This window comes from Acinetobacter sp. XS-4 (genome assembly GCF_023920705.1).
Lineage (GTDB): Bacteria > Pseudomonadota > Gammaproteobacteria > Pseudomonadales > Moraxellaceae > Acinetobacter.
This window is the reverse complement of the sequence record NZ_CP094657.1, coordinates 1,067,022-1,083,117: the sequence shown is the minus strand read 5'-3', so window position 1 is coordinate 1,083,117 and position 16,096 is coordinate 1,067,022. Positions and strand designations below refer to the sequence as shown.

Genomic DNA, 16,096 nt, shown 5'->3' with positions numbered 1-16,096 from the left:
TTGAAGCAAAAACCAATTAAATGACTTTGCTACAAAAAATCACGCATTAAAATTTTTACATTAAAACGGTACAGGACAGTCAAAAGTTAATATTTCTGCTGTTACAGGATGATTAAAACTTAACTGTTTGGCATGCAAACACAAACGCGGAACAAGTTGCTGCTCCGGTGTTGCATACAGCGTGTCACCTACAATTGGATGCCCAAGATATTGCATGTGTACACGGAGTTGATGGGATCGGCCCGTAATTGGTGTTAATTTCACACGAGTTACAGGTTGCCCCTGAATCTGAAAATGTTCTATTGCCTGCCAATGTGTTAAAGCAGGTTTGTTGTGAGAAGCGTCGACAATATGTAAAGGTGGTCGGCTTGGATCATAGATAACAGGAATATCTACAGTCCCCTCACCCTCTAGATGACCTGCGACAAGTGCTTCATATATTTTTGAAGTCTGACGATCTTGAAATTGACGCGCAATCGTACTTTGACCACGCTTAGATAAACCAAATACCAAAATACCTGAAGTGTCTCGATCTAGACGATGAATGAGCAAAGTTTTAGGTTCAATCGCAACCAACCTTGTCAAAACGCTATCATGTAAATCACCCTTACCAGGAACACTCAAGATGTCCGAAGGTTTATGAATCACCATAAAATCATCATCACGATAGATCAGATGTTCACTTAGAAAATCACTCAAGGTTGTATTCCCAAGGTAAGATGAAAAACAAGCGGGCAATAATAAAAAGCTTACGTCCGAATTACAATGCCGTTCGGGTAAATTAACACCATAATTTGCAAATATTATGGATCACTTTAGGTCTATAGTTAGTCAATGCTTCAATAACTGCATAATATGCTGCAATGTCGGTGTTTGCATTAGCTCTTCAGCACTTAGACTTGCACCGTTCGCACGCCACAGGTCAACCAGATAATTCACGGCCGATTGATCTAGACCGTAGTTTCGTAAATCAATTTCAGGATGAATCTCCATGGGGTGTCGCCCCACCTGTTCAGCAATTGCCAATAAAATTCCTTTATCTGACAAGATATATTCAGACGGTGCACTTAAAGACCATAGACGCATTAAGGTCTGTGTATTTAAATGTTTTATATGGTCAAAACTGATCTTTTCAACCCATTGAATGTGCTGCTCTAGATTAGCCGCCAAGATCGCATCATTTACAATAGCTACATAATCGGTAATAGATAAAACAAGCTGCATGACTTGTTTAAACAGAGGTGACAAATCACCAGCCATCACAACTTGGGCTTTAGCATTTGACGACAGTCGCTGCCCCAACTGCAACATGGTTTGTTGAAGCTGAGATGCATCAATAAAAATAACTGGAATTTCGAGTGTCTGTGCTCTTTTACTTAGTAATTCTAAATGATCGGCTAATGGCTGGTGCGCCCAGTCCTGTGCATTTTCAAGTTCATTTAGCCCAACCATGAGCAAAATACTTTGCGTAGACTCAATTGACCAATTTGAAGTATTTGCTGCTAATTGGATTTTCCGAGGTAAAGGATAAAACATTGTTCTCTACAAATATAAAAATAGCTGAAATTAAAAAGCCCGTTTAACACGGGCTTTTTTGCTTACTTCATTTCAGCGAAAGTTTCTTTGGCAGCCTGAATCGTATATTCAATATCTTCATCAGAGTGAGCAGATGAAATAAAGCCTGCTTCAAATGCTGAAGGTGCCAAGTTTACCCCACGCTTTAACATGCCATGGAAGAACTTTTTGAAAGCTTCGATATCACACGCCAACATTGAGTCAAAGCTTGTAATGTCGTCTTGATCGGTAAAGTAAAGACCAAACATTGCGCCAGCTTGCTGAGTTTTAAATGGAATACCTGCTTCATTAGCTACGGCTTGTAAGCCTGCAAGTAACTTTTCAAGTTGAGCAGATAAATTGCTGTAAAAGTCTGGCTGACGTAAATGTTTAAACATCTCGATACCCGCACGCATAGCGAGTGGGTTTCCAGATAATGTACCTGCTTGGTATACACCACCTAAAGGTGCGATACATTCCATGATTTCACGCTTACCACCAAATGCACCAACAGGTAGGCCCGCACCAATAATTTTACCTAAAGTCGTTAAGTCTGGCTTAACGTTATAAACCGATTGAGCACCGCCTAAAGCAACACGGAAACCGGTCATCACTTCATCAATAATAAATACAGATTTATATTCATCACACACATCACGAATGGCCTGTAAGAAACCGTCGATTGGTTTCACCATATTCATGTTACCCGCAACAGGTTCAATAATAACGCCCGCAATCTCATGACCGAATTTAACAAAACATTCTTTTAATGCTGCAATATCATTGTAAGGCAGCGTTAAAGTGTGTTTAGCAAAATCAACAGGAACACCCTTTGAAGTAGGTTCACCCTCACCTAAAGTAAGTAAGCCTGAACCTGCTTTTACTAAAAGTGAGTCAGAGTGACCGTGGTAGCAACCTTCAAACTTCACAATTTTGTCACGGCCAGTGTAACCACGCGCTAAACGAATAGCCGTCATGGTCGCCTCTGTACCAGAGTTAGTCATACGCACCAATTCAATTGATGGCATGATTTCACAAATAATATCTGCCAATGTTGTTTCGTGTACGGTTGGTGCACCAAAACTTAAACCATCTTCTGCGGCTGTTTGTACTGCTTTAATAATTTCTGGATGAGCATGACCCAAAATCATTGGTCCCCAAGAACCAACATAGTCAACATAACGCTTACCATCTACGTCCCATAAATAAGCACCTTTTGCTTTCTCGATGAAAACAGGTGTTCCTCCAACGCCATTAAAGGCACGTACCGGAGAGTTCACACCACCTGGAATGTGTTTGCTGGCTTGTTTAAATAACTGTTCTTGCTTTGGAGATAAACTCATGGAAATGCTCGTCTTAAATATCTAAAAAATAATTTTGAAAGCTTAAGAAAATAATTGTGCCCAGGCCTGTACACGGGCAGGAATTTCAGCAGTTGATCGGCCTAATATATCACTAATGACTGCACAGAGGTCAGCCCCAGCCTCAATCACAGGTTTTGAGTTTTCAACCGTTAAACCACCAATCGCGCAAATTGGTAAATCATATTGAACTGCTGCCTGCTTAATCACTTCGATGCCCACATTACCTGCTTCAGGTTTTGTAGAGGTCGCGTAGACTGCACCAAATGCAATATAAGTCGCGCCATCTGCAATTGCTTTTTGTGCAAGCTCTAAAGAATTCAGACAAGTACGACCAATAATGACATTTTCTGGTAATTGCGATTTTGCATCGGTAATTTCACCGTCACTTTGCCCTAAATGCACACCTAATCCAAACTGAGCGGCCAGTTTTAGGTCATCATTAATCACAAAAGGAACCTGGTATTTTTCACACAATAGTTTGATTTGTTCGACTTCTGCGGGTTGGTTGGCTTTATCTACTTTCTTACGGCGGTATTGTAAAATTGCGACCTGACGAGTTGCGAGCGCGGCATCTAGTTTTTCTAATAATAATTGGATTGGGTCATCATTGGTAATGAGATATAAACCGCGCATACTCTACTCTCGCTTTAAAAAACTTCGCTAGTATAACGGATTTATAGGACATCATAAGTACCGATTGATATAGGCTTAGCAGTACCAATCGATATATTTAGAATAGAAAGTAAAAATTAACTCGGTATTTTGTCGTGCTTGCGATCAGTCAAACTCAAACGACCACGTGCAACATCAGATAGCATTCGCCAATCAGAAATAAAGCTATAGAAAGGTTGTTTAAAACTGGCAGGCTTATTTTTTTCAAACACAAAATGTCCAACCCAAGCATTTGCGTAACCCGCTACCAAACCATAGAACACATATTTGGCTTGTTTCTTACGAATTGCTTTTGAAAAAAAGTATATGCCAATACTGCTACCTACTACATGTAAGCGTCTGCTCATGATGTTACGGTGTTCAGTTAAATAAAAACGATAAAATTCCTGATAGTTTTTAATCGGCAATTCAAACTCTGGCTGAGCTTCATGGCTAAAGTTTACTGGTGCATTCACGATCATCTTCCTGATTTTTATTTGATCAAAACGTCACCTGATTGTACACCTAAATAAAAGCCTAGCGTCATATGTTTGATTGTAACTTTCTCTATCAAAACCATTATTTTTAGTACTAAGCTATTATACTTATTCAAGATAGTTTAAATACCTGATTCAGGGAGATATATTATGGTCGAAGTCGAACTAAAGTTTCAGTTACCTGAATCGAAGAAAAAAACTGTCCAGCAATACTTAAAAAAGCATAAAGCAAAGAATATTCACCTACAAGCAAAGTATTACGATACCCCCGATCGATTACTCGCAAAAAATGGTATGGCCTTACGTTTACGTAAAGAAGATGACCAATGGGTACAAACCTTTAAGGCTGCAGGTCAAAGCCACCTACACCGTGTTGAAGAAGAAATTCATTTAGGTACGTGTGACCAAGAACCTGACTTAAACCTTGAGTTATATCAGGATAATAAAGTCGTAACTGATTTAATTAATACAGCTTTAGGAGCACACGCTGAAAAATTAAGTTTGCAGTTTGAGACTGACGTACAGCGTACCTATCATGTATTTGAAGCAGATAATACGGCTATTGAAGTTTGCTTAGATGATGGCGTTGTAAAAACAGCAGATGCACAAAGTGTAATTTGTGAAGTCGAATTTGAACTCAAGCAAGGGGCTGTGAAAACGCTTATTCAATTTGCACAGCAATGGATTAATCGTTATGCCCTTTGGCTTGATGTAAGAAGTAAAGCCGAGCGTGGTAATTTATTGGCATTGGGGCAAGCAGCCTCACCCGCTGTACATGCCAAAACTCTGACATTAAATAAAGATATTACTGCTGAACAGGCTCTAAAAAAGATTATCGAAAACTGTTTAAGCCAGTTCTTACCAAATATGGCTGCAATTGCCGATAGCGTTGCCGAACCTGAGCATATTCATCAGGCACGTGTAAGTTTACGTCGTTTACGCAGTGCACTAAAACATTTCTCTAGCTGGTCAGGCGAGCTAAATCCTGTTTGGGAAGAACAAATTGCCGAGCTTTTCCGTAAGCTTGGAGACACTCGTGATGAAGATGCTATTCGGACCGAGGTATTACCTATCATTCAACAACATGGTTCACCTGAGCTTTTACTCCCCGTTTCAGGTCAGCCCTCAAAAGAACTCTCAACAATTTTTACATCTGCGGACACGATTAAGCTATTACTCGATTTATTAGCATTTGCGTATTCAGAAGAAAATTCAAAGAACAAAACAGGTGGGTTAAAAAAACATATTAAAAAGAGTTTAGATAAGCTACATCATAAACTGATTAACAATGCTGAACACTTCACTGAGCTTGAAGTTGCTGAACAGCACAAAATACGAAAGACAGCTAAGCAGTTACGTTATTGTGTTGAGTTTATTTCAAGTCTTTATCCTGACAAAAAAGTACAGCAATATTTAAAACAGCTACAACCTGTACAAAATACCTTAGGTCAATATAACGACTTATTTATTGCAGAAGGTATTTTCAATAAAGCTGTCGAAAATGACTCGTCTTTCTGGTTTGCATTAGGCTGGGTAAAAGCCAAACAACCTCACCTACAAAAGCGCTCAGCAAAAGCTTTACAGACTTTTAGTCAGACTGAAACTTTCTGGTAATTGATCTATAGTCGCTGTAAAAAAGCAGCGACTTTTTATCTGTATTTACCAAATACTTTCCACACGCCATTATCTGCTAACGGGTCGTTATAGCTATCACTACGTTGCTTTCTTGGCTTATCACGGGCATCGACCAATTTAAAATGCGGTTCAACCCCTAACACAATACCATTTGTATAAAACCGTGAACGGGTATATTCACTTTGCCCGTGCTGAAACACATAAGTCCGTAAATCAATGAACTCACGGTGAGCAACTAAAGCCGCGGTATCGTCGCTCTGCAACCATTCTTGCATCGTAAAAATCTGATCAGTTTCGAACTGCCCGCATTTTTCAATTAAGCTTGCCACACCACGAAAAGTTTTAGATTCTTTTGCGCGTGTTTTATTAATCCGAATTCGGTCTACATGAAAAAAGAATAGCGGTAAATTTAAATGACTTGGCAAATGAATGGCATCTGGTAATTCATCTTCCATAAATGGCTGAAAAAGCTCTTGTGCCCTTTCAATTAGACCTTGCCATTGGTGATAATAATTTTCGACTTCTTCTTGCAAGCCATAATAAATCGGCAACCCTTCAACATGCTCTAAATATTGAGGTGGGAAAACATGCTGGCGTAATAAAGCAATATCTGTTTTTAAACTTTGAATAGCAATTGCATCTTGCATATTAGATTCCCCCTTTACTTAGGCTATTTACAGACTAAGTCAAAGGTTTTGTTTCCGCAAGGGTTTGCCTATAATAAGCAGCTCTATTTTTGCGGGAATAAGTCATGTCTCAAAAGATTAATGCAACAGATATTACTGAAGAAGAAGCGTTAAATGCGGTTTTCTTTGAGCGTGCGGATGAATTCATTAAACAAGCCAATGATTTTTGTCGCCCGCCAAAAGGTGAAAAACCAGATCCAGCCGAACTGCGTGGTCAAGTAAGCGCAGCAATGTTGTTTGCTAGCGCCCGTTTTAACACATGGGTAGCAGCAAATAACTTTAAAGATGGCAATGAAATGCGCGCTGCTAAAGATCAAGTCATGTCTTATCTTGTGCAACAATTTCAAATGATGCTTGAAGATAACTTTGATGAGTACTGTGAACAATTCGAAAATTATTTACGTTTCCGTAAAAATGAAGATTTTCACACTCATAAACATGATCATTAAGATAATTTAAACTTACAAATAAAAAGCCACAATTTAGTGGCTTTTTATTTGTAAGAAGGCTTTATTTTTTTGCTGCCTGACCATATTGATCAGCCATAACTTCGACCAAATGTTCAGGTTTAATATACTTTTTAATTACTGCATTTACATCTGCAACAGTCAGCTTGGTCAAGTTCTGATCATGTCGAATCCGGTCTTGTAATGTTTTATCTGTTTCAAGCTGTAGATTTAACATCCCATGAATATTACGTTCATCTTCTAATGCCGTAACTCGTTTCTTCATGATATCTGCTTTAGCAGCTGCAAGCTCTTGCTCAGTCACGCCATTTTTCAACAAGTCATTTAATACTTTATGTATTGATGCAGACACTTGTGCTGAGCGACCTGAAGTATAATTTGCGCTAATGCTTAAGGCCCCAACATTCGTATCACGATCAAGTTGCAGCCCACTTCCAAAACCATAGACTAGCGCATTTTTCTCACGAAGCTCTTGAGCCAAACGTGATGAAATTTGCGACTCACCTAAAATATAGTTAAGTAAAATGAGAGCAGATGCATCTGGATGGTTTTTCCCAACTGGAATTGAAAGCACGCTTTGGTAACTACCAAATTCACGTTGCTCAGATAAAACATGAACTTGCTGTGCTGGAAAATCAACATGATTAATCAAGATTTTTTGATAAGGCTGTTTACCATTCCAACGACCAAATTCCTGATTAAGTAATTTCTGCATTTTTTTCGCATCAAATTTACCTGTAATGGCAATTTGAGCATGATTCATTGCAAAGAAACGCTCATACAACTCTTTCACTTGTTCTTGAGTGGCATTTTTCAATTGCTGTTTTGCCAGTTCAGGTTCAAAGTGATAACGCAAATCACCCGGTTGATATTCTTCAAGCAAACGTGAAAGCGTTAAACCCGCTACTACATCTGGCTCGGTATAAGGACGATCAAGGCTTGATAAACTTTGCGATTTAATTAAATCAAATTGAGATGGCTCAAATTTCGGATTTTTCATCACATCCAGAACAAACTCGAAAAACTCACCAAATTTTTCTGATTTAGACTGAATATTAATGGTCATGCCATTGCCGTCAGCACTTGCATAAGCCGCGCCGCCCGCATCAATCGATTTATCGGCAATATCTTGCAAACTATATTTATCAGAACCACGAAGCAGTAAATATGAGGTTAGATCAACGACCGTACCCTTATTAAATAAAGATTTCTCTGTGCCGAAGTCCATCGTAATCGTTGCATAAGTACGATCATCACGTGTTTCAACTGGGAATAAAGCATACTTCATTCCATTTTTTAGTTTTCCACGGATAATCTTTTTCTCATTGCTTTCAACATATTGCTTAGAAGTTTTTAAAAACTCCGCTACTTCTTGTTGATACACCTTTGGATCTTTTAAAGGCTCTGCCTTTGCTTCTACCTGATCTAGAGTTTTAGGTACCTCTTTTGCATTTTGTTGTTGAGCTTTTTTCTGATCTTCAGGTGTTGGCAAAATATCACCGTCAATGCGATGCTCCGCCACAAGGAATTGTTTTAAAGTTTGATTCACTTGGTCTAACTTAACGTTTTCTACTGAATCTAAATCTTTAAAATATTGATCCCATTGCCCACCAGCAACCGTGTAATCACTCAAACGTGAACCAAGTGCTACAGCATCTTTAGTGATTAAATCACCTTGAGTTTTCATTAAACTCTTAACACGATTTAATTCAACTTCAGTAAAAGGCTTTCCTTTCTCAATACCAGCTAGCAAAGAGCTTTCAACTTTTTTAGGGTCATTACTTGGTGCATAAATGGCACCCAGAAACACCACATTAAAATCTTGGTCTAACCACGTACTCGCATCAACATTTGTGGTAATGCCTGTTTCAACCATGTTCTGGTATAGGTGACCACTTGGCTGCATGGTATATAACAAAGGTGCTAAAGCAAGTGTCGGCTGAATTTTGGTATTTTTACCATTCATATAGATATGGAATTTAGCGAGATCGCTCCCCTTTTTCACCACAAACTGACGATTTTTTATTTTTGTGGAGTCAAGTACAGGAATCTGTACAGGCTTCGGAACCTCACGCGCCGCAATTGGACTAAAATATTGATCAACAGTTTTTAAAACATCTGTTTTATCGAACTTACCTGAAATGACCATGACTGCATTATTGGGTGCATACCAGCTACGATAAAAACGGTCTAGCTCAGGCATTTTAATCGATTTAAGCTCAGGTAAATCACCAATCGGTAAACGACCTAAATATTGATTGCCATAAGCTGATTTCCACATTTGATCCATCAGGACAGCAAAAGGTTGATCCATACGGACTTCGCGTTCGCGCTTTACGATTTCAATTTCAGAAGGAACAAATTTTTCTTGTAGAACTAATTTATCCATACGTTCCGATTCAAGATATAACACTTCATTGAGTGCAGTCTTTTCCGGACGAACAATATTGGTATATTTGGTCGAGTAATAATCTGTGCTGGCGTTCGTCATCAATGTATATTGATCTAGACGACGCTGAAACTCTTCCCCTTTAACATTTTTTGTCCCCTTAAAAGCCAAGTGTTCAAGCAAATGAGCTAAACCGCTTTTACCTTGCGGGTCATTTAATGAACCTGTTAAATAAATGGTATTAATAAAGATTTTATTTTCTTTGTCATTCGGTGCAAGTACTATCCGAAAACCATTATCTAATTTATATTCCTCAATATTTTGCTTGCTTTTTACTAGTGTGGTTTGTGCAAAAGACGCAGCACTTAAACCAAGAATACATAGGGAGAGAGTCAGTTGTTTAAACTGCATAAACATATAAATACCAATTAATTTGAATAATAAAAAATCAATAGTTGTGGGACTATAGTAGGAAATTTAAGCTGATATTAATAGTAAAGATTTGAAAAAAAAGCCGTTTATTTAAACGGCTTTATCTTTTAAGGAAAAATTTCAGCTTGCATATAAAGTTTCCCATATCCTGAAATTTCAATACGTTCCTCAGACAGGACATTGCAATATAAAACACCACCACGGCTAGAAGCCTGATAAGCCAAAATATTATTTTTGCCCAGCTTTTCTGCCCATAACGGCGCTATTGCGGTATGAATTGAACCTGTAACAGGGTCTTCGTTAATACCCGCAACAGGTGCAAAATAACGCGATACGCAGTCATATTGCTGGTCGGCTTTTGAGGTTATGGCAACCTCCATTCCTGTAGTTGTAATTGCAGTCCGTTTACCTAGAGTTTTGAGCAAACTCATGTCAGGCTGCTCATCTAATACATCTTGAACTGACTCATATTCGACAATGTAGGCTTGAACGTTTTGATAAACCGCTTTAAATGGTTTAGTTAACGCCTCACGTAAAACAACTGGGTAATCTTCGACTTGATGAGCTTTACGAATTGGAAAATTCATTCTGATTTTGTCATCTTCATCTTGATGAACGATAAAAAGACCTAAGTTTCGTACATGAAAATTAATGGTCTTTTTGTCAGTAAAATCTTTAAATAATACAAAAGCACTGGCAAGAGTTGCATGCCCGCAAAAATCTGCTTCGACCGTTGGAGTAAACCAACGAATTTCATAATTTTCAGAGTCTATGATTTTTACAAAAGCAGTTTCAGACAAGTTATTTTCAAATGCGATCTTTTGCATTAAATCTGCATCTAGCCATTCTTTTTCAACAATCACAGCCGCAGGATTGCCACGAAATAACTCTTTTGTAAAAGCATCGACTTGATACATTTTCATGATATTCAACTCTTTTAAATTAACTTATTGTCTTCATTTTTCTTACATATAAACAGACACAGATTTTAAAAAATTAGCATCACAGCCATCATTTACCCATAAAAAAACGACCCAATCAAATTGATTAGGTCGTCTCTTACAACTGATTAGTGATGGGTTAGTTCAACTTCATCTTCACTGTTTAATATTTCTTTATCGGTCTGGCCCATCAATTGACTCGTCACAACACCAGCAGTCATTGAACCATTAACGTTTAATGCAGTACGTCCCATATCAATGAGTGGTTCAATTGAAATAAGAAGTGCAACCAAAGTCACAGGTAACCCCATAGCTGGAAGAACAATCAGCGCAGCGAAAGTCGCACCACCACCTACTCCAGCCACACCAATTGAACTTAAAGTCACAATACCAACTAACGATGCAATCCACATTGGGTCTAGCGTGTTAATTCCCATGGTTGGCGCAACCATGACTGCCAACATTGCTGGATATAAACCCGCGCAACCATTTTGACCAATGGTCGCACCAAAAGAAGCAGAGAAACTTGCAATAGATTCAGGAATACCTAAACGGCGAGTTTGCGCTTCAATGCTCAGTGGAATACTTGCAGCACTTGAACGACTGGTAAATGCGAAAGTCAGAACAGGAGCAACTTTTTTGAAGAACTTAACTGGAGAAACACCTGTCAGGGTCAAAATAATGGCATGCACGACAAACATGATGGCTAAACCTAAATAAGAAGCCACCAAGAAGCCACCTAGGTTTAAGATATCTGCAACATTCGAACTTGCCACAACTTTGGTCATAAGCGCAAAAACACCATAGGGTGTAAGCGTCATTACCAAACGAACAAGCTTCATTACCCAAGACTGTAACGTCTGAATTGCAGTCAGAATACGCTGGCCTTTCTCTGCATCATCTTTCATGAGGTTGAGCGCTGCTATCCCTAAAAAGACAGCAAAAATAACCACACTAATAATTGAAGTTGGGTTTGCACCAGTTAATTCAGCAAATGGATTACTTGGAATAAAGGAAAGAATAAACTGCGGTACACTTAAATCGGTAACTTTGCCTACATAATCTGTATTAATGGCAGTTAAGCGTGCAGTTTCAGCAACGCCTTGCACTAAACCCTTCGCCGTTAAGCCAAACAGATTAGTAACAAATACGCCTACGAGTGCAGCAATCAGCGTTGTAAAAAGTAAAGTGCCGATCGTATAGAAACTGATTTTGCCTAAAGATGAGGCTTGGTGTAATTTTGCAACCGCTCCCAAAATAGACACAAATACCAAAGGCATAACGACCATTTGTAAAAGTTTTACATAGCCATTCCCAACGATATTAAACCAGCTAATAGATTCAGCAAGAATCGGATGGCCACCACCATAAATCAAATGTAGTCCTAAACCAAACACCACACCTAGAACTAAGCCAGCCAGAACTTTTTTCGATAAGCTCCAGTCTGTTTTACGTGTTTGGGCGAGTAAAAATATTAACCCGACAAAAACCACAATATTGATGATTAAGGGTATATTCATTCCCAAACTCCAAATTATTGCTTGTGTCATCTTTCAAGGGGGCATATTTGACCATAGCCAGCCTATATAAACTACCCTTTTCAACAATTTTATAGCATCAAGATGATTACAAACTTGCGCGAGAATATAAAATGACTTTTAAATACATATATATCACTTTTAATTTATAAATTAAGTAAGATATTTATGTATAAAAATCAGCCTCTACTTAAGCAACCTTTAATTCAAATTGTTGCTCAATAAAATGAATAAATTGCTTTAAATTGGTTCCCCATGTTTCTGGTAACTGGGCAACCAAGTAGGTAGTAAAATGAGCAGATGCTGTATTTAGTGCAAAACAATTGACTGAAACTTTATCTGCAACTTTTGTGAGATATGACTTCGGTAATAAGGCAAAACCAACACCTAACTCTACACAACTCACGATTCCGTCAAGACTTCCCATTTCCATAATTTGTGAAGGCGGAATACTAAAATCATTCAAGAAAAGTTCTATGGCATGCCGATATGAGCAACCTTGCCGAAATGCAATAAATCTGGTTTTTGCAAGGGTTGTCTTATCTGGGAAGCTCTCTTGTTGCTTAGGGCAAACTAGAACCAGTTCTTCATGCCACACAGGAATGCTATACAGCTCAGGAATAGAATGTTTAGATGCCACAAAAGCACAGTCCAATTCTCCCCCATGTACAGCATTTAATAAATAACCTGTCGGATGAGTTTGAAGCTCAATAGGTAAAGTCGGATATTGCTGCATACATTGATTGAGTAACTGGGGCAAACGTATTGCGGCGGTTGTTTCCATACTTCCAAGTCGAATGGTTTCAGCAGGATCAATCCCACCCTCTTGAAAGATTTTTTTTGCTTTCTGATGTAATGAGATCATTTGAACAGCATAACTATGTAGCTGTTGTCCGGCATTTGTTAAAGTCACAGGATTATTACGATTGAATAGAATAACCCCTAACTCTTCTTCAAGTTTTTTTATATGGCTCGTGATATTCGATTGAACCGTATACATTTTTTGTGCAGCCAATGAAAAACTTCCACTCTCTGCAACTGCTAAAAAAAACTCTAAAGACTTAAGCAACATTTCACTATCTCAAAATAAGATAACTCCCATCATATTAAATCATTTTTAATGATTGATAAACTCGCTTTTAATAATAAAAAAATTGAGTGTCTTCTCATGTCTACCTTTTATCGAATGAGCTTAATTATCTTTTTGGCGACTTGTCTGGGAATTGGCGTTTTTAGATTTTCCTATACAGCGCTCATGCCCATCATGATCGAGCAGTACCACTGGACCCATGATTTTGCCAGTTACCTAGGCAGTGCAAATTTATTGGGATATCTCATGGGTGCCTTATTAGCGCTATTGAGTATTAAAGAAAAGTACATTCCACCCATGATCTTACTTTCGACTATAGCAGGTAGTCTCAGCCTACTAAGCTGTTCATTCATGGATATGCCTTTAGTTTGGTTCATTTTCTGGCGCACGATTTCAGGTATTGCTGGCGGCTTACTTATGATTTTAGCGCCTAGCTTTGCAATGAAATACATTCCAACCACGCAAAGATTAAAAGTTAATTTTTTAGGATTTAGCGGGATTGGTGCAGGTGTGTTATCTGCCACCATTATTATTCCCTTACTTAAAAATATGCCGGTGCATTATGTTTGGGATATTTTTGCCGGTATTTCTCTCTTAGGAAGCTTAACTCTTTATCGATTATTAAGTCGTAATACGGCACAGATGATTAAACCACCATCTACTACTCTACAAGCTTCACAAAAATCACATTTAGGTCTTGTCATTATTATTGCCTATATGTGTAGTGCCTTTGCCTATATTCCACACTCTTTGTTTTGGATGGATTATTTATCTGGAACTCTACATTTTCCATTACAGCAAAGAAATTTATTTTGGGTTCTCTATGGAATGGGAAGCTGCATTGGTGCATTTGTCGCTTATTACTTAAGCCGAATAATGGGATATATACAGGCCATTAAATGGTTATATGCCATTTACTGCCTAGCTGTTGTTTTACCTTTCCTTTCACAGACCACTTCTTTACTGGCCTTATCTTCGCTTCTGACAGGCTTACTCACTCCCGCAACCGTATTTATTAGTTCTTATAGTCTGCTACAGATTTATGAGCAACGTTATCAAAAGCTTTGGAGCCTTGCCACCATTGGGTTTGCTAGCACTCAACTTTTAGGTGGGGTTGTCATTAGTACTTTGCATCATTTGCATTGGTCTTATGCCCATCTCTTTCTGTTAGGTGGAATCGTTCTTCTTTTTGCGGTTTGCCTTTTATTTCCTGTACGCCCTTCTTTCACCTCAACTCTCGGAGAAACCAAATCGTGAAAACTCTGCTCTTTCCTTTATTTCTAGTTGCCTTTGTTCTTTTTATTCAAGCCCTAGACCAGAGTTATCAGAAGAAAATCGGCTTTATTAAAACTCCGAAGCATCCCGAATTTATGCAATAAAAAAAGCCCTCAACCGAGGGCTTTTCTTATTCAAAATTTATTTAATCTTCCATATGTTTGATAATCGCATCACCGAATTCAGAACAACGTAACAAGGTTGCACCCGGCATTAAGCGCTCAAAATCGTAAGTTACGGTTTTAGCTGCAATCGCTCCAGAAATACCTTTAATAATTAGGTCAGCAGCTTCTGTCCAGCCCATATCACGTAGCATCATTTCAGCAGAAAGAATAATAGAACCTGGGTTTACTTTATCCTGACCCGCATATTTAGGCGCAGTGCCATGAGTCGCCTCATAAACTGCAATTGCACCACCAATATTTGCACCCGGCGCAATACCAATGCCGCCTACTTCCGCTGCTAAAGCATCAGAAATATAGTCCCCATTTAAATTTAGGGTGGCAATAACAGAGTAATCGGCTGGACGCATTAAGATTTGCTGTAAGAACGCATCGGCAATCACATCTTTAATAATGATATCTTTACCAGTTCTAGGGTTTTTAATTTTAACCCATGGACCGCCATCAATTAGCTCTCCACCGAAACGATCTAGAGCAAGTTCATAGCCCCACTCTTTAAATGCGCCTTCGGTGTATTTCATGATATTGCCCTTGTGAACAAGGGTCACCGAAGGCTTGTCATTTTCAATTGCAAACTGAATAGCTTTACGGACTAAACGCTGTGAACCTTCTTTCGATACAGGTTTAATTCCAATACCACATCCTTCAGGGAAACGGATTTTTGTGACACCCATTTCTTCTTGAAGAAACCTAATCACTTTTTTAGCTTCTTCAGAATCAGCTTTCCATTCAATACCTGCATAGATATCTTCCGAGTTCTCACGGAAAATCACCATATCCGTTAATTCAGGGTGCTGAACAGGTGAAGGAACGCCTTCAAACCAACGCACTGGACGTACGCAAACATATAGATCCAATTCTTGGCGCAAGGCAACGTTGAGTGAACGAATACCACCCCCCACTGGTGTCGTTAAAGGGCCTTTGATTGATACAACAAATTCGCGAAGTGCTTCGAAAGTTTCTTCTGGCATGTAATTGCCATAAATTTTATTGGCTTTTTCGCCGCAATACACTTCCATCCATTCGATCGAACACTTGCCACCATAAGCTTTTAAAATAGCAGCATCTACGACTGCTTTCATGGTTGGTGTAATATCCACACCAATACCATCACCTTCAATGAAAGGAATAATTGGATGATTTGGTACGTTCAGTGACAGGTCTGCATTTACTTTGATTTTGTCGCCATCGGTAGGAACCACAATCTTCTGATAACCCATTGTGTGCATTCTCCCTTTTATAATACTTAATTAACTAAAAATAATTATCGATACACAATACTTTCAACTCTTCTTAACGCATAATAGCTTAATTGAATTTAATCATTTTTGGGATTTATATGAGAAATAATAAAATTTCTCACTTAAATAAACCTCAATGTTTTCTCTAGTTATT

15 protein-coding genes are annotated in these 16,096 nt (G+C 38.5%); 4 read left to right on the top strand and 11 right to left on the bottom strand.

Going from position 1 to position 16,096, the window contains the following annotated elements; translation table 11 throughout:
* Positions 1-60: 60 nt before the first annotated feature.
* The 5 genes from MMY79_RS05045 to MMY79_RS05025 all read right to left on the bottom strand — a co-directional run bounded on the left by MMY79_RS05045 (position 61) and on the right by MMY79_RS05025 (position 4,051).
* Positions 61-699 (bottom strand): RluA family pseudouridine synthase, encoded by a 639-nt coding sequence (locus tag MMY79_RS05045; RefSeq protein WP_252612379.1) that lies wholly within the window; start codon positions 697-699, stop codon positions 61-63.
* Between the two features lie 132 nt (positions 700-831).
* Positions 832-1,536 carry an acyl carrier protein gene (locus tag MMY79_RS05040; protein WP_252612378.1) on the bottom strand — a complete coding sequence of 235 codons (705 nt, stop codon included), beginning with the start codon at positions 1,534-1,536 and terminating at the stop codon, positions 832-834.
* A 62-nt stretch (positions 1,537-1,598) separates the two neighbouring features.
* Positions 1,599-2,897 carry a glutamate-1-semialdehyde 2,1-aminomutase gene (gene hemL, locus MMY79_RS05035; protein WP_252612377.1) on the bottom strand — a complete coding sequence of 433 codons (1,299 nt, stop codon included), beginning with the start codon at positions 2,895-2,897 and terminating at the stop codon, positions 1,599-1,601.
* A 42-nt stretch (positions 2,898-2,939) separates the two neighbouring features.
* Complete coding sequence (gene thiE, locus MMY79_RS05030) at positions 2,940-3,551, bottom strand: thiamine phosphate synthase (RefSeq protein WP_252612376.1); 612 nt, start codon at positions 3,549-3,551, stop codon at positions 2,940-2,942.
* Between the two features lie 116 nt (positions 3,552-3,667).
* Positions 3,668-4,051 (bottom strand): DUF962 domain-containing protein, encoded by a 384-nt coding sequence (locus MMY79_RS05025; RefSeq protein ID WP_252612375.1) that lies wholly within the window; start codon positions 4,049-4,051, stop codon positions 3,668-3,670.
* 165 nt (positions 4,052-4,216) lie between these two features.
* Here MMY79_RS05025 and MMY79_RS05020 point away from each other — a divergent pair, with 165 nt between their 5' ends.
* Entirely contained in the window at positions 4,217-5,680 is a 1,464-nt protein-coding gene (locus MMY79_RS05020; RefSeq protein ID WP_252612374.1) for a CYTH and CHAD domain-containing protein, read from the top strand.
* A 35-nt stretch (positions 5,681-5,715) separates the two neighbouring features.
* Here MMY79_RS05020 and MMY79_RS05015 read toward each other — a convergent pair whose 3' ends face one another.
* Positions 5,716-6,348 carry a hypothetical protein gene (locus tag MMY79_RS05015; RefSeq protein ID WP_107882845.1) on the bottom strand — a complete coding sequence of 211 codons (633 nt, stop codon included), beginning with the start codon at positions 6,346-6,348 and terminating at the stop codon, positions 5,716-5,718.
* A gap of 104 nt (positions 6,349-6,452) precedes the next feature.
* Here MMY79_RS05015 and MMY79_RS05010 point away from each other — a divergent pair, with 104 nt between their 5' ends.
* The gene (locus tag MMY79_RS05010; protein WP_252612373.1) at positions 6,453-6,836 is read left to right on the top strand and encodes a DUF3144 domain-containing protein; all 384 of its coding nucleotides are present in this window, start codon (positions 6,453-6,455) and stop codon (positions 6,834-6,836) included.
* Between the two features lie 61 nt (positions 6,837-6,897).
* Here MMY79_RS05010 and MMY79_RS05005 read toward each other — a convergent pair whose 3' ends face one another.
* The 4 genes from MMY79_RS05005 to MMY79_RS04990 form a co-directional block, all read right to left on the bottom strand.
* Positions 6,898-9,660: a pitrilysin family protein gene (locus tag MMY79_RS05005; protein ID WP_252612372.1), complete on the bottom strand. Its 2,763-nt coding sequence runs from the start codon at positions 9,658-9,660 to the stop codon at positions 6,898-6,900.
* A 122-nt stretch (positions 9,661-9,782) separates the two neighbouring features.
* Positions 9,783-10,598, bottom strand: coding sequence for a PhzF family phenazine biosynthesis protein (locus MMY79_RS05000; RefSeq protein WP_252612371.1), 816 nt, complete (start codon positions 10,596-10,598; stop codon positions 9,783-9,785).
* Between the two features lie 146 nt (positions 10,599-10,744).
* On the bottom strand, positions 10,745-12,136 hold the full coding sequence (locus tag MMY79_RS04995) for an L-cystine transporter (RefSeq protein WP_252612370.1): 1,392 nt from the start codon (positions 12,134-12,136) through the stop codon (positions 10,745-10,747).
* Between the two features lie 208 nt (positions 12,137-12,344).
* A complete protein-coding gene (locus MMY79_RS04990; RefSeq protein WP_252612369.1) occupies positions 12,345-13,226 on the bottom strand; it encodes a LysR family transcriptional regulator in 882 nt (293 codons plus the stop codon).
* 96 nt (positions 13,227-13,322) lie between these two features.
* On the opposite strand from MMY79_RS04990, the gene MMY79_RS04985 reads away from it, so the two are divergent.
* Together MMY79_RS04985 and MMY79_RS04980 are read left to right on the top strand one after the other, a co-directional pair.
* Positions 13,323-14,501 carry a YbfB/YjiJ family MFS transporter gene (locus tag MMY79_RS04985; protein WP_252612368.1) on the top strand — a complete coding sequence of 393 codons (1,179 nt, stop codon included), beginning with the start codon at positions 13,323-13,325 and terminating at the stop codon, positions 14,499-14,501.
* Positions 14,498-14,623 carry a hypothetical protein gene (locus MMY79_RS04980; protein WP_252612367.1) on the top strand — a complete coding sequence of 42 codons (126 nt, stop codon included), beginning with the start codon at positions 14,498-14,500 and terminating at the stop codon, positions 14,621-14,623. Before MMY79_RS04985 ends, MMY79_RS04980 begins: the two co-directional genes overlap by 4 nt.
* Before the next feature lie 41 nt (positions 14,624-14,664).
* Here MMY79_RS04980 and icd read toward each other — a convergent pair whose 3' ends face one another.
* Positions 14,665-15,921, bottom strand: a complete 1,257-nt coding sequence (icd, locus tag MMY79_RS04975; protein ID WP_252612366.1) for an NADP-dependent isocitrate dehydrogenase — start codon at positions 15,919-15,921, stop codon at positions 14,665-14,667.
* Positions 15,922-16,096 lie beyond the last annotated feature (175 nt).